19 protein-coding genes and 1 pseudogene are annotated in these 24,973 nt (G+C 56.7%); 10 read left to right on the plus strand and 10 right to left on the minus strand.

Going from position 1 to position 24,973, the window contains the following annotated elements:
* Positions 1-54: 54 nt before the first annotated feature.
* From BQ7486_RS00395 to hydF, 8 genes are all read left to right on the plus strand, one after another.
* On the plus strand, positions 55-420 hold the full coding sequence (locus tag BQ7486_RS00395) for a hypothetical protein (protein WP_074008554.1): 366 nt from the start codon (positions 55-57) through the stop codon (positions 418-420).
* Between the two features lie 28 nt (positions 421-448).
* On the plus strand, positions 449-1,375 hold the full coding sequence (cysK, locus tag BQ7486_RS00400) for a cysteine synthase A (protein ID WP_074008555.1): 927 nt from the start codon (positions 449-451) through the stop codon (positions 1,373-1,375).
* A gap of 197 nt (positions 1,376-1,572) precedes the next feature.
* Positions 1,573-3,423, plus strand: a complete 1,851-nt coding sequence (locus tag BQ7486_RS00405; protein WP_074008556.1) for an AMP-dependent synthetase/ligase — start codon at positions 1,573-1,575, stop codon at positions 3,421-3,423.
* A 153-nt stretch (positions 3,424-3,576) separates the two neighbouring features.
* Positions 3,577-4,887, plus strand: a complete 1,311-nt coding sequence (locus BQ7486_RS00410; RefSeq protein WP_022372325.1) for a coproporphyrinogen III oxidase family protein — start codon at positions 3,577-3,579, stop codon at positions 4,885-4,887.
* Between the two features lie 326 nt (positions 4,888-5,213).
* Positions 5,214-6,590: a [Fe-Fe] hydrogenase large subunit C-terminal domain-containing protein gene (locus BQ7486_RS00415; RefSeq protein WP_022372326.1), complete on the plus strand. Its 1,377-nt coding sequence runs from the start codon at positions 5,214-5,216 to the stop codon at positions 6,588-6,590.
* 2 nt (positions 6,591-6,592) lie between these two features.
* Entirely contained in the window at positions 6,593-6,931 is a 339-nt protein-coding gene (locus tag BQ7486_RS00420) for an iron hydrogenase small subunit (RefSeq protein WP_022372327.1), read from the plus strand.
* Between the two features lie 15 nt (positions 6,932-6,946).
* Positions 6,947-7,624 carry a cytochrome b/b6 domain-containing protein gene (locus BQ7486_RS00425; protein WP_022372328.1) on the plus strand — a complete coding sequence of 226 codons (678 nt, stop codon included), beginning with the start codon at positions 6,947-6,949 and terminating at the stop codon, positions 7,622-7,624.
* 122 nt (positions 7,625-7,746) lie between these two features.
* Positions 7,747-9,030, plus strand: a complete 1,284-nt coding sequence (gene hydF, locus BQ7486_RS00430) for a [FeFe] hydrogenase H-cluster maturation GTPase HydF (RefSeq protein ID WP_074008558.1) — start codon at positions 7,747-7,749, stop codon at positions 9,028-9,030.
* A 3-nt stretch (positions 9,031-9,033) separates the two neighbouring features.
* Here the strand turns inward: hydF and BQ7486_RS00435 are convergent, their stop codons facing one another.
* The 3 genes from BQ7486_RS00435 to BQ7486_RS00445 are packed head-to-tail and all read right to left on the minus strand — an operon-like array spanning position 9,034 to position 11,827.
* A complete protein-coding gene (locus BQ7486_RS00435) occupies positions 9,034-9,705 on the minus strand; it encodes an HAD-IA family hydrolase (protein WP_074008559.1) in 672 nt (223 codons plus the stop codon).
* A gap of 14 nt (positions 9,706-9,719) precedes the next feature.
* The gene (locus BQ7486_RS00440; protein WP_022372331.1) at positions 9,720-10,214 is read right to left on the minus strand and encodes a GNAT family N-acetyltransferase; all 495 of its coding nucleotides are present in this window, start codon (positions 10,212-10,214) and stop codon (positions 9,720-9,722) included.
* A gap of 14 nt (positions 10,215-10,228) precedes the next feature.
* Positions 10,229-11,827, minus strand: a complete 1,599-nt coding sequence (locus tag BQ7486_RS00445; protein ID WP_022372332.1) for a peptide chain release factor 3 — start codon at positions 11,825-11,827, stop codon at positions 10,229-10,231.
* Positions 11,828-12,111: 284 nt separating this feature from the next.
* On the opposite strand from BQ7486_RS00445, the gene BQ7486_RS00450 reads away from it, so the two are divergent.
* Both BQ7486_RS00450 and BQ7486_RS00455 read left to right on the plus strand, forming a co-directional pair.
* Positions 12,112-13,389: a solute carrier family 23 protein gene (locus BQ7486_RS00450; protein WP_022372333.1), complete on the plus strand. Its 1,278-nt coding sequence runs from the start codon at positions 12,112-12,114 to the stop codon at positions 13,387-13,389.
* 63 nt (positions 13,390-13,452) lie between these two features.
* A complete protein-coding gene (locus BQ7486_RS00455; RefSeq protein WP_074008560.1) occupies positions 13,453-14,361 on the plus strand; it encodes a DMT family transporter in 909 nt (302 codons plus the stop codon).
* Between the two features lie 67 nt (positions 14,362-14,428).
* Here the strand turns inward: BQ7486_RS00455 and BQ7486_RS00460 are convergent, their stop codons facing one another.
* The 7 genes and pseudogenes from BQ7486_RS00460 to BQ7486_RS00490 form a co-directional block, all read right to left on the minus strand.
* Positions 14,429-15,709: a M20/M25/M40 family metallo-hydrolase gene (locus BQ7486_RS00460; RefSeq protein WP_022372335.1), complete on the minus strand. Its 1,281-nt coding sequence runs from the start codon at positions 15,707-15,709 to the stop codon at positions 14,429-14,431.
* 62 nt (positions 15,710-15,771) lie between these two features.
* The gene (locus BQ7486_RS00465) at positions 15,772-18,087 is read right to left on the minus strand and encodes a Tex family protein (RefSeq protein WP_022372336.1); all 2,316 of its coding nucleotides are present in this window, start codon (positions 18,085-18,087) and stop codon (positions 15,772-15,774) included.
* 18 nt (positions 18,088-18,105) lie between these two features.
* Positions 18,106-18,585, minus strand: coding sequence for a hypothetical protein (locus tag BQ7486_RS00470; RefSeq protein WP_074008561.1), 480 nt, complete (start codon positions 18,583-18,585; stop codon positions 18,106-18,108).
* A gap of 15 nt (positions 18,586-18,600) precedes the next feature.
* Positions 18,601-19,710: an amino acid ABC transporter permease gene (locus tag BQ7486_RS00475; protein ID WP_074008562.1), complete on the minus strand. Its 1,110-nt coding sequence runs from the start codon at positions 19,708-19,710 to the stop codon at positions 18,601-18,603.
* An 11-nt stretch (positions 19,711-19,721) separates the two neighbouring features.
* Positions 19,722-20,894 carry an amino acid ABC transporter permease gene (locus BQ7486_RS00480; protein ID WP_074008563.1) on the minus strand — a complete coding sequence of 391 codons (1,173 nt, stop codon included), beginning with the start codon at positions 20,892-20,894 and terminating at the stop codon, positions 19,722-19,724.
* A 182-nt stretch (positions 20,895-21,076) separates the two neighbouring features.
* Positions 21,077-22,093, minus strand: a complete 1,017-nt coding sequence (locus BQ7486_RS00485) for an amino acid ABC transporter substrate-binding protein (RefSeq protein ID WP_074008564.1) — start codon at positions 22,091-22,093, stop codon at positions 21,077-21,079.
* Between the two features lie 258 nt (positions 22,094-22,351).
* Positions 22,352-24,832: pseudogene (locus tag BQ7486_RS00490) on the minus strand (DNA topoisomerase III); the annotation flags it as partial.
* Between the last annotated feature and the right edge of the window lie 141 nt (positions 24,833-24,973).

A 24,973-nucleotide genomic window follows, 5' to 3' on the forward strand; every position in this document is an offset into this window, starting at 1 on the left:
GATCCCGAAACGGGAACGTACCGGAAGAAAGCTCTTTGGGAGAGAAGTCATCAGTTGGGAGATACGGACTGGTACATGGACCGCGACCTTGCGGCCGCCATGAACCTGTATTTTGCGGATCCCGCCACTGACAGCTACGATCTGAAGGCTGAGCAATCAGCGCTTGCGAGGCTCAAACAAGTCTCAGGGAACGCCGGATCGATAGTGCAGTACAAACCAGCGAATCGGCAAGACGAAGCAGTCCTTCGCCGGAACCGACGGATCGAGCTGATGAAGCCCGTACCCGTAGAACGGTTGCGTTTTAAATGTTCCTGTGGTGCAGGGGACGCCCGGGCAGACAAGGCCTCAAAAACCTTTGCTGCTACGGGAAAGCCTGCACTGTGTCAGGAAACCCCGCGCTTTCAAGCGCGGGTTGTTTAGAGGGACTAAAAAAAGGGAGGCATTAAAAATGCGCGTTTTCAACAACATCACCGGTCTGATCGGACACACGCCGCTTGTGGAAATCAACCGCTTCACCGAAAAACTCGGTCTAAAGGCACGAATTCTCGTCAAGCTCGAACTCTTTAACCCTGCCGGCAGCGTCAAGGACCGTATTGCGCTTTCGATGATCGAAGATGCCGAGAAAAAAGGACTTCTCAAACCCGGCAGCGTCATCATTGAACCCACAAGCGGCAACACCGGCATCGGTCTGGCAAGCATTGCCGCGAGCAAAGGTTACCGTGCCGTTTTTACGATGCCTGAAACCATGAGCGCGGAACGTCGCAAACTGCTGCAGGCCTACGGCGCTGAAATCGTTCTCACCGAAGGTGCCAAGGGCATGAAAGGCGCCATTGCCAAGGCGGAAGAGCTGGCGCGTCAGACCCCGGGGAGCTTTATTCCGGGCCAGTTCGTCAACCCCGCCAACCCCGAAGCGCACGTGCGCGCAACAGGCCCCGAAATCTGGGACGACACCGACGGTAAAGTCGACATCTTTGTGGCCGGTGTCGGTACCGGCGGCACCGTGACCGGCACGGGCCGCTATCTGAAGTCCAAAAATCCGGCCGTCCGCGTGGTGGCTGTTGAACCGGCCGCCTCACCCGTGCTCACGCAGGGCAAGGCCGGCCCGCACGCCATTCAGGGGATCGGCGCCGGGTTCGTGCCGGAAGTGCTTGACACCAAGATCTACGATGAGGTGATTGACGTCACCAACGAAGACGCTCTTGCCACCGGCCGGGAAATCGCGCGCAAGGAAGGCTTCCTTGTGGGTATCAGCTCCGGCGCTGCGCTTTTTGCCGCCGTTGAGCTCGCACGCCGCCCTGAAAATGCCGGCAAACTCATTGTGGCCCTGCTGCCCGATAACGGTGACCGTTATCTTTCCACGAAACTCTTTGAGTAATCAGTGACGCAAACCGCTTTGTCTGCGCCGCGCTTTCACAGACGGAGCAGACAAAACCAAGGGTTATCACCTAATTTTCATGTGCTCTGCAATGCTGATTTACGGGTAACTTATAAGGATCATCGGAAATTGCGCCCGAAGCCGCGCAGCTTTTTTGTCTGTGCCGGTTTCGCTCACTGTTCATCGAAAGTTCGTAAATGACCAATTCTGTAAATTCTGACGCACGCCTGGAACAACTGAAGAAATGCAGCACGCTGAGTGAATTCGTGCCGTTGCGGGCTAAAACCCATCCGGACATGATCGCCCTGCGGCAGTACGACCGCGCAAAAAGCGCCTGGACTGAAGTGAGCTACAAAGAACTCCAGGACCGCATTACGGCATGGCGCAGAAGTTTTTCATCCCTTGAACTGAACAGAGGCGCGCGCGTTGCCATCCTTCTGAATAATTCAGTCGATGCGGTTTTATCCGACCAGGCCGTGATGGCCGATGCGCTCATCCCCGTGCCGCTGCACGCAATTGATACGCCTGCGTCGTCAGCCTACATCATCGCCGACAGCGGTGCCTCCTGCTTTGTCACCAACAAGCTCGAGCGCTGGAATCTGATCAAATCCGCCGGCATTGAAATGCCCGGGCTCAAATTCGTGGTGCTCACGGAAGAGACGCTGGAACCCCGCAGCATTGACGGCGTTGAAATCTCCGGCCTTGCCGCCTGGCTCAAACGCGGTGAGTCCGTCAGAGACCTTCCCCGGTCGCCGCAAGCCGAAGAGCTTGCAGCCATTGTCTACACCTCCGGCACCACGGGCAAACCCAAGGGCGTGATGCTGACGCATCACAACATTGTGACCAACGTCATTGCCACACTTGATCACATCAAGCCGATGCCTCCGGCCGGATTCAAGTTTCTTTCTTTCCTGCCGCTGTCACACACGTTTGAAAGAACCTGCGGTTATTACCTTGCGCTCGGCATGGCCTGTACGGTGACCTACAACCGTTCGATCATGCTTTTAAGCGAAGATCTCAAGATCGTTAAGCCCGATGTACTGATCTCCGTACCCCGCATTTACGAACGCATCTATGCCCGCATCAACGACAAGCTTTCGAAAGCGCCCTCCTATGCGCGCTGGCTTTTCAACACCGCTGTTGCCGTAGGCTGGCGCCGCTTCTGCCGTGCCAACAAAATGAAGCCCGAGGCAAGCGCCTGGTCATTTCTTGACCCGGTGACCGGTCCTCTTCTGGACAAACTGGTTTCAGCAAAAATCCGCGAACAGTTCGGCGGCAACCTCAAAATTGCCATCTCCGGCGGTGCGGCCATCAGCCACAAAGTTGCCCGGACATTCTGCGCGCTGGGTCTTGCGCCGATTCAAGGCTACGGGATGACTGAAGCCTCCCCCATCATTGCAGGCAACAGCCTGACACTTAACCAGCCCGATACGGTGGGCATTCCCATCGGGACGGAAATCCGCCTTGCCGAGCAGACCCGTGAAATTCAGGTCCGGGGACCTTCCGTCATGAAGGGTTACTGGAACCGCCCGGAAGACACGGCCCGCACCTTTACCGAGGACGGGTGGCTCAAGACCGGCGATATCGGTGAGTACAACGAGACGGGATTGCTCCGTATCCGCGGCCGCATCAAGGAAATCATCGTCACCAGTACCGGCGAAAAGATTCCTCCTGTGGATCTGGAACTTGCGATTGAAACGGATCCGATTTTTGCTCAGACCTATGTGGTGGGTGATGACCGGCCGTTTATCAGCCTTGTGACGGTTCTTAACCCCGACGAGTGGAAGAAACTCGCGGCAACTCTGAACCTCAATCCCGAGGATCCGGAATCCCTGAAAACAACGGCTGTGCGAAACGCACTGCTGCGCCGCGCAAAAGCCGCCGCAAGTGACTTCCCGCACTATGCTCTGCCGCGAAACGTCACGGCTGAGCTTGAGCCCTGGACCATTGAAAACGGGCTGCTTACGCCGACTCTGAAATTAAAGCGCGCACCGCTTCACAAGAAGTTTGCCGAACAGATTGAAGCGATGTACGCATCCCACAAATAATCAGGCAGGCTTAACAAAATCCGCTGTACCGAAAGACTCAAATAAGGGTGCCTCATTACAATGGCACCCTCGTTTTTTCCGTAATGTCCGGACTGTAACCGCAGACCCGGCACTTTTCCGGACCACTGACCGTTGCTTTTTTAATTCAGAACCATGACAGAGAGCACTTACCGCCCCGTCGGCAAACTGATGCCTGACTGGATGATCAACTGTACTGAACGCATCATGCAGTACTACATTGACCGCTATCTCAACTGTGACCCTGTCATTCTGGACCGGCCGCCTGCTCCGCAGGAGGGACACCAGTATCTGCTCTACGCGCACATTCCGTTCTGTAAGACGCTGTGCACCTACTGCACCTTCCACCGCTTCCTTTTCAAGGAACCCAAGGCCCGTGAATACTTTGTGAATCTGCGCAAAGAGATGGACTACGTGAAAGCCCTGGGCTACGACTTTCAGAGCATGTATATCGGCGGCGGCACGACAACGATCATTGAAGACGAGCTCATCAAAACAATTGAGCACGCCCGCACGCTTTTCCCGGGAATCAAAGAAATTTCCTGCGAAACAGACCCGGCGCAGATTGCCACGCCCACTTTCCGGCGGCTTAAAGGCTATGTGGACCGCATGAGTATCGGGGTGCAGAGTTTTGACGACTCGATCCTCAAGCTCACGGACCGCTACGACAAGTTCGGTTCGGGCGCACAGATTTACGAGCGCCTCGGCGAAGCCCTGGAACTGTTTCCGACCACCAACGTCGACATGATGTTCGGTTTCCGCGGTCAGAGCCTGGAGATGCTGCAGCGTGACATGGATCTGCTCGTCAAACTCAATCCCCGCCAGATCACAACGTACCCGCTGATGGTGACCTCTCAGACCCGAAAGAGCGTCAAAGGCACCATCGCCGCGCCCGGCAACGAACTTGCCGAACAGTACCGCATCATCATGAATACGCTCGGGGGCAACTACCGGCAGCTCACGAGTTGGACCTTCGGCCGCACCCACGACGAGGGCTTTGATGAGTACGTGGTGGATCACGATGAGTATCTCGGCGTCGGCTCCGGCGCCTTTTCCTTCCTCGGCTCCAACCTCTACGTAAACACCTTCAGTCTGCGCCGCTACGGGGAGCGCATTGCCAAGGGGCAGACCGGAGTGGAGCGTCAGCGCTACTTCAACAAGCACGCCGTTTTACAGTACCGCCTGATGCTCGGCATCTTCTCGGCACGTCTGTCACGGCGTTACTTCCGGGAAGTGCACGGCGTCAACCTCGACCGGACGCTCTTTAAGGAAATGGCAGGCCTTAAACTGATCGGCGCCATTAAGGACGACCCCAACGACCCCGACAACATCATCGTGACCGAGCGCGGCAAATTCCTGGGTCTGGTGATGATGAAGGCGTTTTACTCCGGCATGGACAACGTCCGCGCTGAACTGAGAAAACCGCTCAAGGAAATCGACATGTAAGGCTGACGGGAAATCCCGTCAAATTGTCAGCACACAGGGGCTTTTTTGACAGAAGGCAACTTTTTGTCAAAAAGGCCCCTGTTTTTTCCGTGCATTTTCACCCGAGTACCTCCGAGTACTCCTTTAGAACTAGCAACAAGTACCTGCATTACCTTAAAATTACCTTGCGTTTAAAAGGAAATATATCCTGCTGATAGAGAATTGAATGCAGCTGTGCCCAGGTACGGAGCGTGGGGCACGGCTGATTTTGTTCCTTGAACTCAGATAAAGCACACGCAATTTTTGCTTTCGAGCAAGACCCAAAAGTAATCAGGAGACCCGTCAAAATGACAGGAAAAACAATCAAAATCAAGACCTTTGCCCCGCAGCCCGGCTGCCGCGGCGAAAATGGTCCGGATTTTGTCGGTACGCTGCGCAAGGGTGAACTGCGCGGTGTTATCAAGATCAACGAGGATTTGTGCGAAGCCTGCGACACCTGCCGCAAGGTCTGCCCGGTTGACGCCATTGACGGCGGCATCGGTGCCAAGCACAAGATCAATGACCAGAAGTGCCTTTCCTGCGGTCAGTGCCTCATTTCCTGCCCGTTCAATGCCATCGAACAGATGAGCTTCGTGGACGAAGTGGAAAAGATGCTCGCCGATCCGTCTCTCGTTGTTGTGGCGCATCCCTCGCCTGCTGTCCGCGTTTCCATCGCCGAAGAATTCGGCGCCGAAGCCGGCACCCTCTCCACGGACCAGTTCTTCAATGCGCTTGAAAAGCTCGGCTTCCGTACCTACGACGTGAACAACTCTGCCGACCAGACCATCATGGAAGAAGGCACGGAGTTCGTGAAGAAGATCCAGTACTGGGTGCTCGGCAAGCGCGGCCCCGAACTGGAACGCGCCTCGCACCATCCGCTGCCGCACTTCACCTCCTGCTGCCCGGCCTGGGTCCGCGAGATGGAAATCATGGCGGCCGACATGATGCCGCACGTCTCCACCGCCAAGTCCCCGATCGGCATGGGCGGCGTTCTCGCCAAGGTTTGGGGCAGTGAACACCTCTACAAGACCGATCCCCGCAACGTCCGCGTTGTGGCGGTGACCCCCTGCACGGCAAAGATTCAGGAAGCAAGCCGTCCGGAACTGTCCTCTGCCTGGGAGTTCCTGCGTAAGGAAGGCCGCATTCCGACCGATACTCCGCGCTTCCCGGACGTTGATGCCGTCATCACGGCCCGTGAAATTGCGGAACTGTTCCGCCGCAAGGGCATCAATCCGCTGGAAATGCCCAAGGAACGCACCCGCAAGGATCTCGATATCTACACCGGCGCCGGCACGATTTTCGGTTGCTCCGGCGGCGTGATGGAAGCGGCACTGCGTACCGCCTACCGCGCTCTGATCGGCAAGGATCTCGACAACGCCGACATCATCCCGGTGCGCGGTCTCGACAATTCTTACGTTGAAGCCACGATCAAGCTGCCCCTGCCTGAGCTCGGCGGCAAGACCTTTGACCTGCGCGTCTGCGTGGTTAACGGCTCCAACCAGGCTCTCAAACGCGTTCTGGACACTGTGCGTTCCGACCCCAACCGCTGGCACTTCATTGAAGTCATGAACTGCCCGGGCGGCTGCGTCAACGGCGGCGGTCAGCCTGTGCAACCCGTCGGAACCGGCTGGCTCAATCCCCTGTTCCCCCTGTCTGCCAGTGTCTATCCGATTGAAAGGATTTAATGATGTCCCGTACTTTCCAATACACCGAACGTCCCTGCGGCGTTGTTCTCGGCCGTCGCGGCCTCATCAAGGTTGTCGGCGTCTGTGCGGTCGTAGCCGGTGCCACCGGCTGGGGCGTTGTCGAACTGCTTGCCAACCGCAACTGCATTTTGCTGGCCCGTCAGGCCGGCCTTTATAAGGACGACAAACTCTGCCAGAAGCAGCAGCTCACCAGTTCGCACGACAACCCCACGGTCCGCCGCATCTACAAAGACTTCTCGGCTTCTCCGATGGACGACAAAATGTACAGCCTGCTGCACACGCATTTCTCGCAGCGTTCACTGCTGGCACTTCATCACTAATCAGGAGAATACGTCATGTCTGAAAACAACAATGCCCGCATTCTTCGCTTCCACCTTCCCGACAAGGTGTTCCACTCGATGAATGCCATCCTGTGGTTTGCTCTGGTCATCACCGGCGCCATCGTGTACCTGTGTGATCTGGATGCTTCCACCGGCGAAATGCTGATGACCTGGCATATCGGCCTCGGCATCGCCTTTACGTTCTGCCTGTTCGGCTACATCTTCTTTGCGCCGGACCGCTTTGCCATGATGATGCATGCCTGCATGACATGGGATAAGAACACGATCCTCTGGTTCCGCAACTTCGGCGGTTACCCGCGTCGTTTCTTCCACATTCCGCTCGGACCCGTGGAAGTGCCGCCGCAGGGCCGCTACAACGGCGGTCAGAAGGCCTCTTATCTGCTTTTCATGGCTTCTATTTACATTCTGATCGTCACCGGCTGGCTGCTGTGGATCTTCGCTCCGGCCATCGGCAAGGAAATGTTTGTGACGTTCTTCTACGTGCACGTGTGGGGTTCGCTCTTTATCACGCTGCTCGTGGTCTGCGCTCACATTCCGCTTGCCCTGCTGTCGATGTCTCACTTCCTCGGCATCTGGCGTATCGGTGCGGGCGACATCAGCTGGGAAGCTGCTGAACATCATGCGCCGACCTGGCTTGAAAAGGATGTTGTCAGAACGAATATCGAAAAGTAATCTGATTCCGGTCTGATCATCTGAAACGCCCGAAGGACTTCTGCCTTCGGGCGTTTTTCTTATCCGCAGCTTGTGGAAGTTTCTAAAATCCGTGGTGTGACACACAACCGGACTTTCTGCAAATGCCTGCTGAACTTAATATTCCTACACGGCTTGAAACACCCAAGGGACTGCGTATCCATATCGGTCTTTTCGGGCGCCGCAACGCCGGTAAATCCTCCCTGATCAATGCGCTGACGAATCAGCAGATTGCCATTGTCAGTGACGTTCCCGGCACCACCACGGACCCCGTGGAAAAAGCCTGTGAACTCGCCCCCGTCGGTCCTGTTGTTTTCATCGATACCGCCGGTATCGATGACGTCGGTAAGCTCGGACACTTAAGAACCGACCGCACGATGTCGGTTTTAGGCTGGATGGACCTTGCGCTCATTGTCTGCGATGCGGCCGGTATCACAGACTATGAAAAAGAACTTTTCCGGATTGTCACCGCCAACAAAACGCCGGCCATTGTGGTGCTCAACAAAACGGATCTGCATGCGCCGGAAGCGCCGGTCATCAGCACCATCAAGAGTTTTAATCTGCCGTTTGTGAGCGTTTCGGCTTCTGAGCACATCGGCATTGACACATTGCGCTCGGCCATCATCCGCACGATTCAGGAAGAGACGGAGCCGGACCGCCCGATGATGGAAGGGTTAATCAGCCCGGGCGACACCGTTCTCATGGTGACCCCCATCGATACCGGGGCACCCAAGGGCCGGATGATTCTGCCGCAGGTTCAGGCAATCCGCGAAACGCTTGACAGTGACGCCCTCTGCCTCACCGTGCGTGAAAACCGCGTTGCGCAGGCAATCAGTCAGCAGACCGTGCCGCCCAAGTTTGTCATTACCGACAGTCAGGCCGTGGAAAAGGTCTGCGCCGCCACACCGAAAACCATCCCGGTGACAACCTTCTCCATTCAGATGGCTTACTGTAAGTCTGACCTTGTGGAAATGGCTCGCGGCGCCGCCATGATCGGCTTTTTAAAGCCCGGCGACAAAGTCATGATCTGCGAGACCTGCTCGCACCATCCGCAGCCTGATGATATCGGCCGCAAAAAACTGCCCCGGTGGCTTGAAAAAACCGTGGGAGGAAAACTCGACATCGAAGTGGTGGTCGGCAAGGACTTCCCCGCGGATCTCACGCCCTACAAGCTCATTTTGCAATGCGGAGGCTGTGTGGTCACGCGGCGCCATATGCTCTCGCGGGTACGCGCCGCCGTTGCGCAGAACGTCCCCATGACCAACTACGGTGTGGCCATCAGTTATCTGCAGGGTGTTTTGGAAAGAGCGCTTGAGCTGCATCCGGCCGCTTACGCCGCATTCCGGGAAGCGCAGGAAAATCTGAAAACCAAGGGCAGCATCCGCTGACGGTCAACAGAGTCCGGCGACGGCCTGTGCTGTCGCCGGAAACGGCGCGTCAAAGCCGTTGGCCTGAGCCCACTGTCCGATCGGCTCACCTTCGTTATACCCGCAGGCAACAAGGCGCACGGTCATCTTTGCACTGCGTGCCGCAAGCGCATCGTTGCGGGAGTCTCCGACCATCACACAATCCGCGGCAGACGCCCCGAGCGCCGCGGCCGTAGCCAGGAGCATATCGGGTGCCGGTTTCGGCGTATGCCCGTCATCTCCGGCCACAACCACATCAAAAAGCGGAGCAAGGCCCTTGTCTGCCAAAAGCGAGAGCGTCATTGCCCGGCTCTTGTTGGTGACAAGCGCGGTCTTAATGCCTTTGGATCGCAAAGCCCCGAGCGCTTCAGCAACGCCCGGAAACACCCGGGTCTTCCCGTTACCGGTTTTCAGGCACTGCGCAATGTAGTCTTTAACAGCCGCGTCAAACGATGCCCCGGCAAGTCTCACCTGCCGGCAGGCAAACGCCTTTTGCAGCAGTACCCGGACGCCCTTACCCACCATGTCGGAGACTTCTTTTTCCGTAAAAGGCGCCTTACCGAGCGTTGCGAGATAGGCGTTTAAGCTGCAGGTGAGCGTCGGCAGCGAATCCACCAGCGTCCCGTCCAGATCAAACAACACGGCCCTTGTCTGCATCGCACTGCCTCCGGCTAAAACGTGATGCGCATGTCGTACCAGACGGCGCCGCCGTGCACGGAGGCTGAAAGCCCGCAGTTCTTAAATCCGAAGCGCGCGTAGTAGTGAATCAGCGCTTCCTTACAGGTGAGAATCACACCGCGGCGTCCCTCACTGCGAGCCTGTGCAATGATCTGTTCAATAAGCCGCCCGGCAAAACCGCGCCTGCGGTACTGCGGCAGAACATTCAGCCCGAAAATCGCCTGCCAGGCGCCCGAGGGCACATGCAGTGACGCATCGGCAAACATCTCGTCATCAATCACGTCACTGTCGGTGACCATGCCGTCAATAAACCCGACGGGCTTACCCTGGTAAAAGAAAATCCAGAAGTGATCAGCATAAGCGGCAAGTCTTGCGGCAAACTGCTCCCGCGTCGCGGCTTCCGCGGCAGGGAAACACTCGGCCTCAATGGCCGTCACCAAATCAAGGTCCTCAAGCGTTGCCTGACGGATTGTGATGTCGTTGTCCATGAAGTCACTCCCTCTTACTCAAACTTCTGTCCCTGCTCGCGGGTTGTCAGAAACTGCACCTGCGGCCAGTGCTTCTGGGTGGTCATCAGGTTATATACCGAGGTTGCCATGTAGCAGAGATTGCCCTCACAATCCCGGGCCAGCCGTGCCGACTGCTCGTCAATGAAGTCTTTCTTTGTCTGCTCGTCCGGAAACACCAGCCAACGGGCCGTGGACACATCGGTCGCCTCATAAATGGCATCAACCTTGTACTCCGTCTTTAAGCGTTCCGCGACGATTTCAAACTGCAGCTGACCGACGGCACCGAGCATCAGATTGCCGAATTCACCTTCAAAGACCTGAATAGCGCCTTCTTCACCCAGTTCCTTTAAACCCTGATGCAGCTGCTTGCCCTTTAAGGGGTCGCGGGCACGGGCCGAGCGAAAGAGTTCCGGCGCAAAGTAAGGAATTCCGGTAAAGCCGAGTGTTTCCCCTTCGGTGAGCGTGTCACCGATATGCAGCTGCCCGTGGTTGTAAATACCGATGATGTCACCGGCATAGGCCGCATCCATATGCACGCGTTCATTGGCCATAAAGGTGAGCGCATTGGCAATCTTCATCTCACGGTCTTCGCGGATATGGCGCACCTTCATGCCGGGGCTGTAGCAGCCCGAGCAGACACGGAAAAAGGCAATACGGTCGCGGTGGCGCGGATCCATATTGGCCTGAATCTTGAAGACAAAACCTGTGAAGGGCTCTTCCGTGGGCTCAACCCGGCGTACGCCGCCGTCACGGGGCTGGGGCGAAGGCGCCCACTGCACCAGGGCCTGAAGCACATCCTCAACACCGAAGTTATTCACACCGGAACCGAAAAAGACGGGGCTCTGATCACCGGAGAGAAACTTATTGAGGTCAAAGGGGTCGCTTGCGCCCTGAACGAGTTCAATGGACTCTCTGACGTAGGGCATTTCCATCGGAAACAGTGCGTCAAGTCTCGGATTATCGAGCCCCTCAATATTTTCCGATTCCGTTGCCACCTTTTCCGTACCCGGCGCAAAGCGGTGCAGGCGGTTGTGCAGCAGAGAAAAAACGCCCCGGAACGTCTTGCCCATGCCGATGGGCCAGGTAATGGGCACGCACTGCAGCTTTAAAACATCCTCAATTTCACCGAGCAGATCGAGGGGATCGCGGACTTCGCGGTCGAGCTTATTGATGAAGGTGATGATCGGGGTCTTTCTCAGACGGCAGACATTGAGAAGCTTGATGGTCTGCGCTTCCACGCCCTTTGCCGCATCAATTACCATCACAGCGGCATCCACAGCTGTAAGAACACGGTAGGTGTCTTCGGAAAAGTCTTCGTGCCCCGGGGTATCAAGCAAATTAATGATGTGATCCTGATACTCAAACTGCATCACGGAACTGGTGACCGAAATACCGCGCTGCTTTTCCACTTCCATCCAGTCACTCGTGGCATGACGGGCGGCCTTGCGGCCCTTGACGGCACCGGCGAGCTGAATGGCGCCGCCGAAAAGCAGGAGCTTTTCGGTCAGTGTTGTTTTACCAGCGTCAGGGTGCGAAATAATGGCAAACGTACGGCGACGCTTGACCTCGCGGAGAATGGCTTGCTTGGACATCCGTAATGTATTCCGGTGAAAAATTCTCAGGCCGTCCCGTAAAAAAACATAAAGCGCTTCGACTCACATATTCCCGGACCGGGAAATGAGGTTAAGAACTCTGAACGTACGGGGAAAACGGCAGGCGGCGTATTTTCCCGCATTTTGGCTGTCCGTGCCAAACAAAAAGCGGTCTGATGCGGCAGTTTTCCTTTTTCTTTCACCTACAATTCCGAAAACCGTTCGAACGGTTCGGACCGGTCGAAAAAACAAAAGAACAATTCTCGGATAATCAAAGGGGCATCATGAGTTACTTCCCGCAGTGGCGCTTAAAAACAGACGGCATCATCGGACCCGATGAAAGACTTCCCTCCGGCCAGATGGTCGCTTTGGGTATTCAGCACGTCGTGGCAATGTTCGGTTCCACCATCCTGGCTCCGCTGCTGATGGGGTTTGACCCGAACGTGGCCGTCCTCATGAGCGGTATCGGCACGATTCTCTTCTTTCTGATCGTAGGCGGCCACGTCCCGAGTTACCTCGGTTCCTCCTTTGCCTTTATCGGCGTCGTGATCGCCGCAACGGGTTACGTTGCCGGAAGCGGCGCCAACGCCAATATTCCGCTGGCTTTGGGCGGCATCATTACCTGCGGCATCATCTATGCCGTTGTGGGCCTGATCGTCATGTGGACGGGCGTCGCCTGGATTGAAAAGCTCATGCCTCCGGTTGTGACGGGTGCCGTTGTGGCGGTCATCGGTCTGAACCTGGCTCCCACAGCCGTGCGCAGCGTGGGAGGCACGGACTTTGACCACTGGATGGCGCTTCTCACGGTGCTCTGCGTGGGCGGCGTTGCCGTCTATACGAGGGGCCTGCTGCAAAAGCTCCTCATTCTGGCCGGCCTTGTGCTCGCCTACTTCATCTACATGATCCTTTCCAACGGCCTGGGCCTTGGCAAACCCATTGATTTCAGCATCATTGCCAACGCTGCCTGGATCGGTCTGCCGCAGTTTCACGCTCCGGTCTTCTCGGTGGACGCCATGTTTCTGATTGCTCCGGTCGTGATCATTCTGATTGCCGAGAACCTCGGCCACGTCAAAGCCGTCACGGCAATGACCGGCAAAAACCTCGATCCGTACATGGGCCGTGCCTTTCTCGGTGACGGCCTTGCAACGATCCTCGCTGGCAGTGTGGGCGGCACGGGTGTGACGACTTACGGTGAAAACATCGGTGTTATGGCCGCAAACCGCGTTTATTCCACGCTGCTTTTTGTGATTGCCGCATGCTTTGCCATCCTGCTGGGTTTCTCCCCCAAGTTCGGCGCCGTCATTCAGACGATTCCGCAGCCGATTCTGGGCGGCACTTCCATCGTGGTCTTCGGTCTGATTGCCATTGCAGGTGCCCGTATCTGGGTTGTCAACCAGGTCGATTTCGGCGACAACCGCAACCTCATTGTGGCAGCCGTGACGCTCATTCTGGGCGGCGGTGACTTTTCGCTCAACCTCTTCGGCTTTACCTTCGGCGGTATCGGTACGGCAACGTTCGGTGCCATCATTCTTAATGCCGTAATGAGCCGGTCACGCCGGTAGTTTTTCTTTACGGGCAGGAAGCCTGCGGCTGCCTGCCCTTTACGTTTACTGCAGTAGCTTTTTATGTTTTCCCAGTCTTTGTGGGCCCTCGCTGCAGCCGCGCTCTTTTCCCTGATGGCGACCTTCATCAAAATGAGCGCAGGACACTTCGGCACGTTTGAGCTGGTGTTTTACCGGTCGCTTTTCGGCGTGTTTTTTATTGCGTCCTACGTCTGGATGCACGGCCTCACCTTAAAAACCGTGCATGTCTTCGGACACATCAAACGCTCGGTACTGGGAACGCTTTCGGTGGCGGTCTGGTTCTTTTCGCTCGGCCTTTTACCGTTAAGCACCAACATCACGCTGACCTACACAACACCGCTATTCATGGCGGTAAATATCATCGTGCTCGCTTTTTTACGGCACAAAAAGGCACCCTGGACATTGTCGGTTGCGATTGTTGCGGGTTTTATGGGGGTTCTCATCACGCTGCAGCCGAGTTTCGGCAAGGAAACGCTTCTGCCGGGACTGCTCTGCCTTTCCGTTGCGCTTATTGACCTTGTCACCTACTGGCAGATCAAAGAGCTCGGAGAGATGCACGAACCCTCCTGGCGCATCGTTTTTTATTTCACAGTGTTCGGTACCGTCTTCGGCCTGATCGGCACGCTGCTGACAACCGGGTTTCATGCCATTACGACGGAGTCGGGGCTACTGCTTGCCGGCATCGGCGTCTGCGCCACACTTGCGCAGCTTTGCACAACGCGCTCTTATGCCTCAGGCAATATGCTTCTTTCATCCTGCCTGGGCTTTTCCTCCATCCCGTTTTCAGCGGTATTAAGCTGCCTCTTTTTCTCGGATTCGATTTCACTGACGATGGCCTGCGGCATGGGCCTCATTGTGGCGGCCGGCATCCTGGCCACGGTTTCCGTCAAGCGTCGGGAAGCTCAGGAAAAACGGGAAAAAGAAAACGCCGCCTCAGCGCAGAGCCGATGAGCATCTCTGCGCCGAAACGGCGTCATGCCGGAGACCGGAAATAAACCCGGCCTCATTTTTCAGGCTGTCAGGAGCGTCTGGGCAGCAGCGGCTCCGTGAGACCGGCAACACCGGTGAGAACGAGCGACATCAGCAGCGCAAGCTGCGGACCCTGCCATCCGTCCTTCGGGTCATACCATTCCTTCACGTTATGGTTGTTGCCTTCAGCGCCGCCCCCGCCGATCGTGGTGGCGGGAACACCGCAGTTAATGGCGATATTATGATCCGTGGAGGCCGCGTCATAGCGCTTGAGTTCAAGGCCGAGTTCCTGCATGGCCGCCCGCGCTGCCTGCAGCACGGGCGAATCATCGGACTGCTGGCCGCCGGGACGGTGTCCGATCGGCTCAAGACGCAGCTTCACCGCCTTCTCGCCTTCGGCGTTCCAGCGTGCATTTTCTTCCTTGCAGGCCTGTTCAAAAAGCGGCAGGATCTTCGCTTCAAGTTCATCGAGTTCCTTGCTGCCGGCGCTGCGCATATCAAGTTCCATCTCGCAGTGCGCCGCAATGGAATTCACCGTGGTGCCGCCCGCGATGGTGCCGCAGGTAAAGGTCGATCTCGGATCGGGGCAGGGCTGCACATCGGCCACCTTGGCAATGGCCCGACCCATGGCATGAATCGCTGAGGGCGTACCGAAATCCTTCCAGGAGTGTCCGCCCGGGCCGTCAAAGTGAATACGGTAGCGCTTGGAACCGGTGGCTGCGCAGAGCAGACGCCCCACGTCCACACCGTCAACGGAAATAAAGCCGTCGATTCTGATGCCGGACTTGTGGAAAAGGAACTTGGAACCTCTCAGATCCCCGTTGCCTTCTTCACCGACCGTACAGGTGAAATAGATGTCGCCGACGGTCTCAATTTTCTTTTCCTGCAGGGTGCGCAGCACCTGAAGAATGACCGCAAGACCGCGGGCATCGTCGCTGATGCCGGGGGCATGGCAGACACCGTTTTCGTCGATACGGACCTTGACGTCGGTGCCGGCCGGGAAAACCGTATCCTGGTGCGCTGCAAGCACCAGATGCGGGCCTTCGCCCTTTAAGGTGCCGCGGCGGATGCCGATGACATTGCCTTCACTGTCCATGGACACTTCGGTAAGGCCCAGCTCCTTCAGGCGGCGCATCAGATCCTGACCGCGAACAGTCTCATGAAAGGGGGGCGACTCAATCTCGGTGAGTGCAATCTGGTCCTTCAGGGTCAGATCGGCATCGCGCTTTACTGCCTCCAGACAGTCGGCAATACGCTGATCCGCCTTCAGCTTGGCGGCCGCTGCCGCCACATCCGCATGCACTGCGGCGAGTTCGGAAGGTTTTGTCATACGTCATTCTCCAAAAATAACTCACCGCATGATACTACACACTATTACCTAAGCCGGCAGAATCAGTGTTTCAGTTTCAGACCGGCAAAAGCCGCAGCCATGGCGCCTGCCGGCATCTTCGCAGGAAGCTTGATGTGAAGCTCATGTTTGGCGGCCGGCTTGTGGTGTTTCACCGGTGCGCCCTTACCGGTTTTCATGCTGAGGGCAATACGCTTTCTTACCGTATCCACATCAAGCACGCGCACATGCACAATGTCACCCACCTTCACCACATCCCGGGGGTCTTTCACGAAGCGGTCGGCAAGCTCCGAAACATGCACCAGGCCGTCCTGATGCACACCGATGTCAACAAAGGCTCCGAAAGCCGCCACGTTCGTGACGACGCCCTCAAGCTGCATGCCCGGGGTGAGATCCTTAAGTTCGTGCACACCTTCGGCAAACTTGGCCGTTTTAAATTCAGGACGCGGATCGCGCCCCGGCTTTTCCAGTTCGACAATGATGTCGGTCACTGTCGGAAGCCCAAAACGGTCATCCGTGAAGTCTGCGGCATTAAGACCGTGAAGCACTTTCGTGTTGCCGATCAGAGAAGTCACGGAAAGTCCCGTCTTTTCAACGATTTTTTCAACCACAGGATACGATTCGGGGTGTACGGCCGAGGCGTCCAGCGGATTTGTCCCGCCCGGAATTCTCAGAAAGCCCGCGGCCTGCTCAAACGTCTTGGCGCCGAGCCTTGGCACGTTCATCAGCGACTGACGGTCGGCAAAAGCGCCGTTGGCGTCACGGTAGGCAACAATGGCTTTGGCTTGCGAGGCGCTCAATCCGGCAACACGCCCCAAAAGAGCGGCTGACGCAGTGTTGACGTCAACCCCGACGGCATTGACGCAGTCTTCGACCACCGCGTCAAGCTTGCGTGCAAGTTCCGTCTGATTCACGTCGTGTTGATACTGCCCCACGCCGATTGCCTTGGGATCGATCTTCACCAGTTCGGCCAAGGGATCCTGCAGGCGCCGGGCAATGGAAACGGCACCGCGGTAACTGACATCGAGTTCCGGCAGTTCCGCCGCCGCTTCGGCAGAAGCCGAATAAACGGAGGCCCCGGCTTCGCTGACCACTACCTTTGTGAGCCCGAGCTCGGGATAGTGAGCCAAAAAGTCCCCGGCCAGTTTGTCGGTTTCGCGGCTTGCTGTGCCGTTACCGATGGAAATGAGTTTGCTGCCGTGATGCTTTGCGTAAAGCGCGAGCATCTTGATGGACTTATCCCACTCACGGCGCGGCTCATGCGGAAACATCACACCGGTTTCCAGCACGGCGCCCGTTTCAGAAATCACGGCCACTTTCACACCGGTACGGATACCGGGATCAAGACCAATCACGCCCTTGTGCCCCGCGGGTGCGGCAAGCAGCAGATCCTTGAGGTTTGTGCCGAAAACGCTGATCGCTTTTTCCTGAGCTTCATCCCGAAGCCGCGAAAAAAGCTCTGTTTCCAGGGTTGTAAGGCACTTCACGCGCCACGTCCAGCGGATCACGGACGCAATCCACTGATCTGCCGCACGCCCCTCGTCATGCCAGCCGAGAAAATCCGCAATCAATTTCTGACAGGGATGTACCGGCAGCGCTTCCTCTTCTTCCGTCAGAAGCATCTTGAGCGTGAGAACCCCCTCCTGACGGCCTCGGAAAAGGGCCAGGGCACGGTGGGAAGCAACCTCATTTAAGGCTTCGCTGTAATCAAAATAATCACGGAAATTGGCCGCTTCGGGCGTCGCTTTCTTTGCTTCATCGACCGAAGAAACAATAAAGGCATGCTTCCAGAGCCAGGCCCGCAGCATCTCAAGCATGTCGGCGTTTTCCGCAAAACGCTCGGCCAGAATATCGCGCGCACCGTCAAGCGCCGCCTTGGTGTCGGCCACACCTTTATCGGCCGAAACAAAGGCCTGCGCTTCGGCCTGAGGATCAAGCCCGGGGTTCTTCCAGAGCTTATCGGCAAGCGGCTCAAGGCCGGCCGCGACGGCAGCCTGCGCACGCGTCTTACGCTTGGGCTTGTAGGGGAGGTAAAGGTCTTCTAGACGCTGCTTGGTGTCGGCTGCCTCAAAGGCCTGCCGCAGTTCTTCCGTCATCTTGCCCTGCTCCTCAACCGAAGCAATCACGGCGGCACGGCGCTCTTCAAGCTCACGTCCGTAAATGAGAAGTTCCTGCAGGTTTCTGAGCTGTGTATCATCAAGTCCGCCCGTGACTTCCTTACGGTAACGGGCGATAAACGGAACCGTTGCACCTTCATCGAGCAACGCCACCGCAGCGCTTACCTGCGCCGTGCGGGCCCCGATCGTTTCGGCAATATGACGGGTAATGCGGGCCTGAGCCGCCAAATCAATTTCTGTCATGCTGAATAAAAAACAAAACTAAAAACCTGCGTCGTGCGCAACGGCAGAGGCAAGTGCCTGGTCTTTTGCAACCCATGCCTTCTTCCGCAGCACTTCCACATATTCCGGATATTTTTGTCCGGGTTCTCCTTCATAGGAGAACCTCAGCAGAAAAACACCCTCTCTTTCAATCAGACGCACTGTCAGACGGGAGGCCGGTAGCGCCTGCTGACGGCTTACGTCAAAGATGACGGCGTCCTGCGTCACGGTCACCCGATCCTCAAAACTGACTTTCCCGGCCTGCAGCGACCGGTGAAAGACGATTTTTTCCGGTTCAGAGCTGTCCTGCGTCAGAGCATTCATCTGAAGCCCTTCGGCGTGCATCTCGGGGTTTTTCACAAAACGGACAAGCCCGTCAATCACACGTGAACGCAGTGCCTCAGAAGCTCCGGCATCCGCGCAGACCACGCTGCCCAAAAGGACTTCATGCTCAAAAACAGGCTGCAGATCCTCTGTCATAAAAACACTCACTTCCTACAGCGAAAAAGAGGCATTTCTGCGGCTGCCGCGCAGACGCACTTCGAGCCACTGACTGTAGCGGCTCATCACAAAGCTCGCGGAAAAATAAATAGCGGCAATGAAAATGTAGCCTTCCCGGAAGAAATCCCGCCACTGAGCGTCGCCGAGCGCAAGCGCAAGGCTGCCCGTGAGATCAAACATGGAAACCACGGTCACAAGCGACGTATCCATAAAGGTTGAAAGCAGCGAATTCACAAAGGCCGGAATCACCGCGGCAAGCGCCTGCGGAAGGATCACATAAAGCTGACTCTGCCAGGCTTTAAGCCCGAGCGAATCCGCGGCCAGAAACTGCCCCTTGGGAATGGTCTGCAGGCCACCTCTGACGGTCTCAGCCATATAAGCAGCCTGAAAAAGAATAATGCCCCAGGCCACGCGCCAGAACGGATCAATGCGTACGTCAGAGGGCAGAAGCAGCGGAAACACGAAACTAGCCACAAAAAGGACTGTGATGAGGGGCACCCCGCGGACGATCTCAATGTAACCTGCCGAAACCATTCTCACGAGCGGCAGAGAGCTGCGCCTTCCCAAAGCCAGCACAATGCCGATGGGCACCGACACCGTCATTCCGAGAAGCGTGAGAATGACCGTCAGAGGCAGACCGCCCCAGCTGTCGCTGTCAGCGGGTTTAAGCCCGAAAACGCCGCCCGCCATCAGGGTGAAAAACGCCGCCATGACAACAACCCATCCGGCAATGAGCCACTTCACATACGGTTTTTTCCATGTGACGGGCCACGCCGTCACAACGAGCATGACAAGGATCAGAAGTGTTGCCAGTGCCGGGCGCCACTGCTCATCGTAGTTGTAGCGGCCAAACAGAATCAGCCGCCACTTTTCAGTGATAAAGCCCCAGCAGGCCCCGCCCGCTTCATAGCAGGCCTTGGCATCGGCCCGGAAAACAGCGTCAACAATGCCCCAGCGGACGAGATACACAAAAACCACCGCCAGGAAAAAACCGGCGACGATGGTGACGCCCGTGGCCGTTTTCGAATAGAAAAACCGGTTTTTGATCCGGTCGGTGAGGGTCGGCCGAAAGTCAGGGCTTAAGGTCTGAGTGCTGTCAAACATGTCTGCCGCTCCTAACGTGAGACGCCGACAACGCGGGCGTTTAAAGCATTCATCAGCACACTGATCACAAGGTTGATGCACAGATACACCGCCATGATGATGACGATGATTTCAAGCGCCTGTCCGGTAATATTGATGGAAGAATTACCCACCGCCACAAGATCGGGATAGCCGATCACCACCGCCAGCGACGAGTTCTTCGTGAGATTCATGTACTGGCTTGCCAGGGGCGGCAGTGCCAGACGCATGGACTGCGGGAAGATGACATAACTCACCACCTGCATTTTGCTCATGCCGAGCGCCCTGCCCGCATTCCACTGTCCGACGGGCACCGCCAGAATGCCGGCACGGACAATTTCGGCAATCGCGGCCGACGTAAAGAGCGTGAGCCCGAGCCAGAGCGCGAGAAATTCAGGGGACAAAGCCGCACCGCCTTCAATGGCAAAGCCGTTGATCACGGGCTTACTCCAGCCGCCCACAAAGCCGAAAAGAACCCATATGACAATGCCCATCAGCACAGCCGCACCGAGCCCAGCCAAATTCGCCGCAAGATCGGTCATCGTCTGCCGGCAGTAAAGGCGAACCAGAAATAGCGTCAGCAGAGCCGCCACCAAAGCTGCCAAAAGCGAAAGCATTTCCTGATTGGGAACGGCCACCTGAAGCCCGGCCTTGGACAAAAGGGCCCAAGATCCGGCGTGCAGCGCTTCGGTGCTCATCGGCAGCAGTTCGGTAATGAGCAGGTAAATGGCAAAAAGCTGAATGATGAGGGGAATATTGCGGTAAAACTCAACATGCGCGGTACCGAGCATGCGGATCACGGGATGGGCCGTAAGCCGCATCAGACCGACAACAACCCCCAGAACCGTCGCGGAAATCACTGCGAAAAAGGACACTCTCAGAGTGTTGAGCAAACCGATGAAAAACGCCCGCGCAACGGAGTCAGACGACGCAAAAGGCAACACTGCCTCGCCGATTTCAAAACCGGCGGCATTTTTCAGAAACTCAAAGCCGCTGCGGATATTGCGCTGCTCGAGATTGTCGGCCACGTTACCGGCAAGCCACCAGACAACAGCCGCCACGATCACAAGCACCAAAAGCTGCAGACTCCGGTTTTTTCGTTTTTCGTGCGCAGCTCTTTTTCTGTAGGCCTCATCACCGATTGTCTGTAGCTCATCTGTCTGCATCTGCTGATCCGTCTGAGAACGCCGGCTGCCGGTACTGCGGCAGCTCCTGAAAAATGAGGATTATAAAAAAGCGCCTCCGTGCGCCATACGCAAAAGCGGGCACACCTTAAAAAAAAGATGCCCCGCCTTTTTACTGCGGCAAGCGTACAAACCCGTGCCGCAGTCAGAAGCTCAAACAATGCTTACCGGATCGGAGGCGCGTACAGAATACCGCCGTTGGTCCAAAGGTTGTTCAAACCGCGGGGCAGGTTCAGAGGCGTCTGCGGTCCGAAATTCTTCGTCCAGCTTTCTCCGTAGTTTCCGACCTGTTTGATGATGCGGTAGGACCAGTCCTTGTCAAGGCCGAGAAGCTTGCCGGTATCGTCACCGGTGCCGGTCAGACGCATCACCTGGGGCACCTTGCTTGTCTTGCGCTTTTCATCGACGTTGGCAGAGGTAAGACCGTTTTCCTCAGCTTCCACCATCGTGTAGAAAGACCAACGCACAATCTGGAACCACTCATCATCGCCGCGGCGCACGGAGGGCCCGAGCGGCTCCTTGGAAATCGTCTCCGGAAGGATCACGAAGTCACCCGGATTGCGGGCACGCGTACGGGCGCCCGCAAGGTCACTCATGTCCGTCGTATAAACCTGGCAGCGGCCGGACAGAAACGCGCTTTGCGTGGCTTCCGTCGTATCAAACATCACCGGCTTAAACTTCATGCGGTTGGCGGCAAAGTAGTCAGCCAAAGCCTGCACGGAACTCGTGCCGGCCTGCAGACACACCGTAGCGCCGTTTAACTGCTTGGCGCTTTTCACGCCCAGCTTTTTCGGGACCATAAAGCCCTGACCGTCGTAGTAATTGATGGCGGCAAAAACGGCACCCATGCTCGCATCACGCGTCAGCGTCCAGGTCGTGTTGCGCGCGAGCATGTCAACTTCACCGGACTGCAGGGCCGTAAAGCGCTGCGGAGACGACAAAGGCACGGCCTTTACTTTGGAAGCATCCCCCAGAACCGCAGCCGCCACCGCACGGCACGTATCGACATCAAGACCGCTCCAGTTGCCGCGGCTGTCCACACTGGAAAAACCGGGAGCAGCGGTGTTGACACCGCAAATCACCTGGCCTCGGGCGCGGACCGCGTCCAAAACGGGGCCAGCCTGCACTGACAGTGCGGCACCGGCCAAGGCAACAGCCAAACAAACAGACTTAACCTGCATTGTTCATCTCCATAAATCCTGCCCGCGGCAGGCATTGTCCCGCCCGCATTGAGCGCAAAAAACACAACTGGATCCGCCGGAGTAAGTCTCCGGCAAATCAGACGGTTTCTGAGTTTAACAACCGCTGCCCGTCCGGGATATTTTTATAACTTTTTGTGTGCGGTCGTATTGGCCTGCGTCAACACGACTGAGTACTTATCCGTTGAGGACCGGGTGTCAGACGGCCGTTTTTCAGCTTTTTGCCGCCGTTTTTCTGCGCGTGGTTTTTCCTGCAGTTTTGCCTGCGGCTTTTCCGGCCGCCGGGCGCTCCTCAAACTCAAACCCGATCTTGCCGGTCTTTTTATCGAGCACCAGATAGGCCTTGAACTTACGGTGGCTGCGGTTGGAGACAAAGCCCGTCAGAAGGCTTGATTTTCCTTCCGTCAGGATCTTTTCGAGCTCTGCGGGCTCCAACGGCTGCTGCAGAATCACACGCCCGCAGCGGAAGTCACAGGTCTTGGCGCCGAGTGTGTTTTCACAGAAGTAAGAGGCAGCACCCGCGCGCACGCGACCTCCGCACTTGGGACAGACCCCCACGACCGGCAGCTCGGACACATCCGTGCCGTCGTCTTCTTTTTCACGGTCGCCGAAGTCAAACTCAAGCGCGTTGTCGGCATTAAGGCGCAGCAGGGCGGAAAAGGGCCGCCCCATCTTGCTGATAAAACCGTTTAAAGGTCCGATCTGACGCTTTTCAAGCAGCTCCTCAACTTCAGCCGGCTCGAATGTACGTCCGGCCGGGTGCTTGCTGATATGGAAATCGCAGTCCGGATTCGTGCAGGCAAAGCCGCGGTAGTTTTCCACCACGGCACCGCCGCACTTCGGACACGGATGCTTGATGTGCACGGGATGCTCGACCGGCACATCGTCCCCCTTGTACTGTTTGGCCGAATCCACAATGCCCGTGGTCATCCGGCGGATTTCATTCATGAACTCTTCGCGCGAGAGACGGCCCTTTTCAATCTGCGAGAGCTTGTACTCCCACTCACCGGTGAGTTTCGGATCCGAAAGCGCGGAAATTCCCAGGCCCTTTAAAAGCGAAAAGAGCTGCTGGGCCTTGGCGGTGGGCCGCAGTTCACGGCCTTCGCGCAGCATGTAGTTCTGATCAATCAGGTTTTCAATGATGGCAGCCCGCGTGGCCGGCGTACCGAGCCCTTTTTCAGCCATGGCGTCACGCAGTTCACCCTCGGAGACAAGTTTTCCTGCGCCTTCCATTGCGGACAAAAGCGTTGCTTCGGTATAGCGGGCCGGAGGTTTCGTCTGAAACGCGTCCGACTGAATATGGTCCGTCAGAACCTCCGCGGCGCCCTGCAGCGCGGCGAGGTCTTCCCCTCCCCCGGCCTTGCCGTAAATCTCAAGCCAGCCGGCTTTGACGAGAACTTTACCTTCGGTCTTAAAGCTGTCCTCACCCACCTTTGTGATGCGGGTTGTGACGTCATACTCGGCAGCCGGATAAAACACCGCCATGAAACGGCGGACAACAAGGTCATAGACCTTCTGTTCAGCTTCCGTGAGCGCCGAAGCCGGCGGCTGCAGGGTCGGAATAATGGCAAAGTGATCGCTGATTTTTGAATTATCAAAAATACGGCGGGAGGGCTTCACCCAGTTATTCTGCAAAATGCCCTGAGCGTAAGGCGCAAAAGCCGGTGAGTGCGCCACGACCGCAAGCGTGTCGCGCACCGTGCCGAGATAGTCCTCCGGCAATGCCCGGCTGTCGGTTCTCGGGTAGGTAAGTGCCTTGTGCTTTTCGTAAAGCGCCTGGGCAATAGAAAGCGTGGTCTTTGCGGAAAATCCGAACTTATTGTTGGCTTCACGCTGCAGACTTGTGAGGTCAAAAAGCTGTGGAGAAAGCTGCGTTGTGCGCTTACTGGACTCCGTTACCGTCCCCTTTTTCCCGCGGCAGCGTGCCACAACAGCCTCAGCCGCATCCCGGGAAAAAAGACGCTCGGCCTTTAATTCCGGATACTTCGGATCCTTCTTAAATTCTGCGTCAAACCAACGGCCGCTGTAAGAGCCGCCCGCAAAGGAAAAGTCGGCATTAACCTCCCAGTAATCCTTCGGCTTAAACGCGCGGATTTCATTTTCTCTCTGCACCACGATCGCAAGCGTCGGCGTCTGCACGCGACCGACCGTTGTCAGGAAAAAGCCGCCGCCCTGACTGTTAAAGGCAGTCATCGCGCGCGTACCGTTGATGCCGACAAGCCAGTCAGCTTCCGAACGGGATTTTGCGGCTTCCGCCAGAGGCTGCATTTCTTCATCACTGCGAAGGTTATGCATGGCCTCACGGATGGCGCCCGGCGTCATTGACTGCAACCACAGGCGCTTAATCGGCTTTTTTGCCTTCGTTGCCTGCATGATGTAGCGGAAAATCAGCTCCCCTTCACGCCCCGCATCGCATGCGTTGACGATGGTGCCGACATCACTGCGGCGGATGAGTTTGCCGAGGTTTTTCAGTTTTTCTGCCGACTTGGCGATGGGCTTGAGATCAAATTCCGGCGGCAGCACGGGCAGATGTGCAAAAGTCCACTTGCCGCGCTTGACTTCATACTTTTCCGGGCAGGCAAGCTCCAGAAGGTGCCCGAGGGCATTGCCGACGATGTATTCATCGCCTTCGTAATAGTCGCCGTTTTTCTTCATTCCCCCGATCACACGGGCGATGTCCGTGGCAACCGAGGGCTTTTCCGCAATAATGAGTGTTTTCATGTCAATGATTCTGGGCCAAAGGCACCGGCCGAAAAAAGAACGGCAGCACACCGGCTGCCGGGGTCTTTCCTTGCCCTCCTGACTGCCTTTTTCGGCGCTGCTCCTTTTTTCAGGATATCAACTTTTGCCGCCGCGTGATAA

Origin of the sequence: Duodenibacillus massiliensis (assembly GCF_900128485.1) — a bacterium.
In the GTDB taxonomy this organism is placed as follows: domain Bacteria; phylum Pseudomonadota; class Gammaproteobacteria; order Burkholderiales; family Burkholderiaceae_F; genus Duodenibacillus; species Duodenibacillus massiliensis.

What these genes read in the sequence shown, in the direction of transcription:
- cysK (WP_074008555.1), top strand. Translation starts at nt 449, where the DNA reads ATGCGCGTTTTCAACAACATCACCGGTCTGATCGGACACACGCCGCTT.
- BQ7486_RS00405 (WP_074008556.1), top strand. Translation starts at nt 1,573, where the DNA reads ATGACCAATTCTGTAAATTCTGACGCACGCCTGGAACAACTGAAGAAA.
- BQ7486_RS00410 (WP_022372325.1), top strand. Translation starts at nt 3,577, where the DNA reads ATGACAGAGAGCACTTACCGCCCCGTCGGCAAACTGATGCCTGACTGG.
- BQ7486_RS00415 (WP_022372326.1), top strand. Translation starts at nt 5,214, where the DNA reads ATGACAGGAAAAACAATCAAAATCAAGACCTTTGCCCCGCAGCCCGGC.
- BQ7486_RS00420 (WP_022372327.1), top strand. Translation starts at nt 6,593, where the DNA reads ATGTCCCGTACTTTCCAATACACCGAACGTCCCTGCGGCGTTGTTCTC.
- BQ7486_RS00425 (WP_022372328.1), top strand. Translation starts at nt 6,947, where the DNA reads ATGTCTGAAAACAACAATGCCCGCATTCTTCGCTTCCACCTTCCCGAC.
- hydF (WP_074008558.1), top strand. Translation starts at nt 7,747, where the DNA reads ATGCCTGCTGAACTTAATATTCCTACACGGCTTGAAACACCCAAGGGA.
- BQ7486_RS00435 (WP_074008559.1), bottom strand. Translation starts at nt 9,705, where the DNA reads ATGCAGACAAGGGCCGTGTTGTTTGATCTGGACGGGACGCTGGTGGAT.
- BQ7486_RS00440 (WP_022372331.1), bottom strand. Translation starts at nt 10,214, where the DNA reads ATGGACAACGACATCACAATCCGTCAGGCAACGCTTGAGGACCTTGAT.
- BQ7486_RS00445 (WP_022372332.1), bottom strand. Translation starts at nt 11,827, where the DNA reads ATGTCCAAGCAAGCCATTCTCCGCGAGGTCAAGCGTCGCCGTACGTTT.
- BQ7486_RS00450 (WP_022372333.1), top strand. Translation starts at nt 12,112, where the DNA reads ATGAGTTACTTCCCGCAGTGGCGCTTAAAAACAGACGGCATCATCGGA.
- BQ7486_RS00455 (WP_074008560.1), top strand. Translation starts at nt 13,453, where the DNA reads ATGTTTTCCCAGTCTTTGTGGGCCCTCGCTGCAGCCGCGCTCTTTTCC.
- BQ7486_RS00460 (WP_022372335.1), bottom strand. Translation starts at nt 15,709, where the DNA reads ATGACAAAACCTTCCGAACTCGCCGCAGTGCATGCGGATGTGGCGGCA.
- BQ7486_RS00465 (WP_022372336.1), bottom strand. Translation starts at nt 18,087, where the DNA reads ATGACAGAAATTGATTTGGCGGCTCAGGCCCGCATTACCCGTCATATT.
- BQ7486_RS00470 (WP_074008561.1), bottom strand. Translation starts at nt 18,585, where the DNA reads ATGACAGAGGATCTGCAGCCTGTTTTTGAGCATGAAGTCCTTTTGGGC.
- BQ7486_RS00475 (WP_074008562.1), bottom strand. Translation starts at nt 19,710, where the DNA reads ATGTTTGACAGCACTCAGACCTTAAGCCCTGACTTTCGGCCGACCCTC.
- BQ7486_RS00480 (WP_074008563.1), bottom strand. Translation starts at nt 20,894, where the DNA reads ATGCAGACAGATGAGCTACAGACAATCGGTGATGAGGCCTACAGAAAA.
- BQ7486_RS00485 (WP_074008564.1), bottom strand. Translation starts at nt 22,093, where the DNA reads ATGCAGGTTAAGTCTGTTTGTTTGGCTGTTGCCTTGGCCGGTGCCGCA.